This window comes from Asticcacaulis sp. P2_B1 (assembly GCF_056404915.1).
Genome location: NZ_JBFUDD010000027.1, coordinates 1 through 1,835 on the forward strand (window position 1 = coordinate 1; position 1,835 = coordinate 1,835).

The window sequence follows — 1,835 nt, forward strand, 5'->3', positions numbered from 1 at the left end:
GGTAATGCCGGCAGCAACAGCCTCGACGGCGGTGTCGGTAACGATATCCTGGATGGCAAGGCCGGGGCCGACACCATGACCGGCGGGTTCGGCGACGATGTCTTCTATGTCGACAATATCGCTGATTCCGTTGTTGAAATCGCCGGCCAGGGTAATGATGCGATCCTGGCGTCGGTCACCTATTCCCTGACGGGACGTTTCGTCGAATCCCTGACCCTGACAGGAAGCGGCGCCATCGATGCGATTGGCAACAGCCAGGTCAATATGCTGACCGGCAATGCGGGCAATAACCACCTGGATGGCGGGTACGGCCATGACGTGCTGACCGGTGGTCTCGGGGCCGACGTGTTCGTCTTTGGCACCCATAGCGGCGCCGACACGATCACTGATTTTTCCGACGCAGACAATGACACGATCAATGTGCACGCCTACCTGGCGCGCTCCACGGCTGTCATCAGCCAATCGGGCGCGGACGCGGTCATCGACCTGGGCGGCGGTAATATCGTCACCGTCCTGAACACTACGGCCACGGACGGGGGCTTTCTGAGCCATATTGTGTGGTAAGGGGAGCGGTTAGGGGGCATCCGCGGACCGCTGCACTTCTTGACCGACGCAAGGCCCCCTCCGTCACCGACCGCAGGGGCGGCCCCGTTCGCCGCAAGAGCGGCAAGCGCGCTGACCAACGCTGGCGAAAGCTATACTTCCACAGGCGCTATACCCCAGTTTCGCACTGCGCGCTCACAGGGGAGGAGAAGATGGGTTTAGTGCCTGCCGGAAGGAAGGGGCACTTCAGGCGTCGCCAAGGCTGTGGCGGACAAGCGGTTATCGAACGGTGCACTTTCGACTGACGGTAGGCCCCCTCGGTCGCGGGCATGAAGGTTGCGACACGGCTCGGTCCGCAAGGCACCCCACCACCGCATCTAGCCGCGAAGGCGCGGCGTCGTGCGGTCCCCCTCCCCGCGCAAGGGGCGCAGGGAGGCATAAGAATTAATAACTTACGCGGTCCGGTCAACCACTATTACTTTGTGAAAGTCGGATTGAAAGTTGTGTGAATCCGATAGCCCGCAAAGGGGTGAAGCATAAGAAAATCAATGGCTTATTACCGACCGCCTACCGATCGGGAGGTCAATGGGCCGTCATTTCACCCCATACCAGGCGCCGCGGCCGGCACCGTGCAGGGTCAGGTGGCGGGTTTCGACCAGATGGCGGAAATGTTCCTTCAAGGTGTTGCGGTTGGTGCGGGTGAGGGTGGCCATCTCGGCCACGGTGACGCGGCCGTGGGTGGCGGCGTGGGCGACGATCTGCAAGGACAGGTCCGGAAGGGCCCGGGTCAGGCTGCGGTCCTGGGCGATGATCATCTCCAGGTCCTGGGCTTGCAGGTGCAGGGCTTCGAAGAATACCACCAGCCAGGGCTGTCCGTCGGGCGGTTCGGCCTGGGTGGCGAGGATGGACTGGAAATAGGCGTCCTTAGCGTTTTCGAGCAGCACGTCCAGCGCGCTATAGGGCACATAGGTATAGCCCGTGCGTAGCAGGAGCAGGGTTACCAGGACGCGGCTCAGGCGGCCATTGCCGGACTGAAACGGCATGATTTCGAGAAAGCCGATCGCGAACAGGGCGATGGTCAAGAGCGGATGCAGGGCGCGGGTGGTGAGCTCGGTATTGGTCCAGGTGATCAGGTCGCTCATGCGGCGCGGGGTGTCGAGCGGGGGCGCCGTTGTGAAGCCGATGCCGCTGGGGTGGCCGGTTTCATAGAAGGACGGCAGGTCGTTGGCTTGGGATTTGTAGCCGAGGCGTCCGTTGTGGGCGCTTTCGTGGGGCAGCAGGTCGCGATGAAG

Annotated in this window: 1 protein-coding gene and 1 pseudogene; one reads left to right on the top strand and one right to left on the bottom strand. The window is 62.5% G+C overall.

The window, feature by feature from the left end; translation table 11 throughout:
• Positions 1-564 (top strand): annotated as a pseudogene (locus tag AC1DX3_RS24320) (calcium-binding protein); the annotation flags it as partial.
• 572 nt (positions 565-1,136) lie between these two features.
• Here AC1DX3_RS24320 and AC1DX3_RS24325 read toward each other — a convergent pair.
• Positions 1,137-1,835 (bottom strand): Fic family protein (locus tag AC1DX3_RS24325; RefSeq protein ID WP_476991953.1); only part of this gene is annotated, 699 nt, incomplete at its 5' end.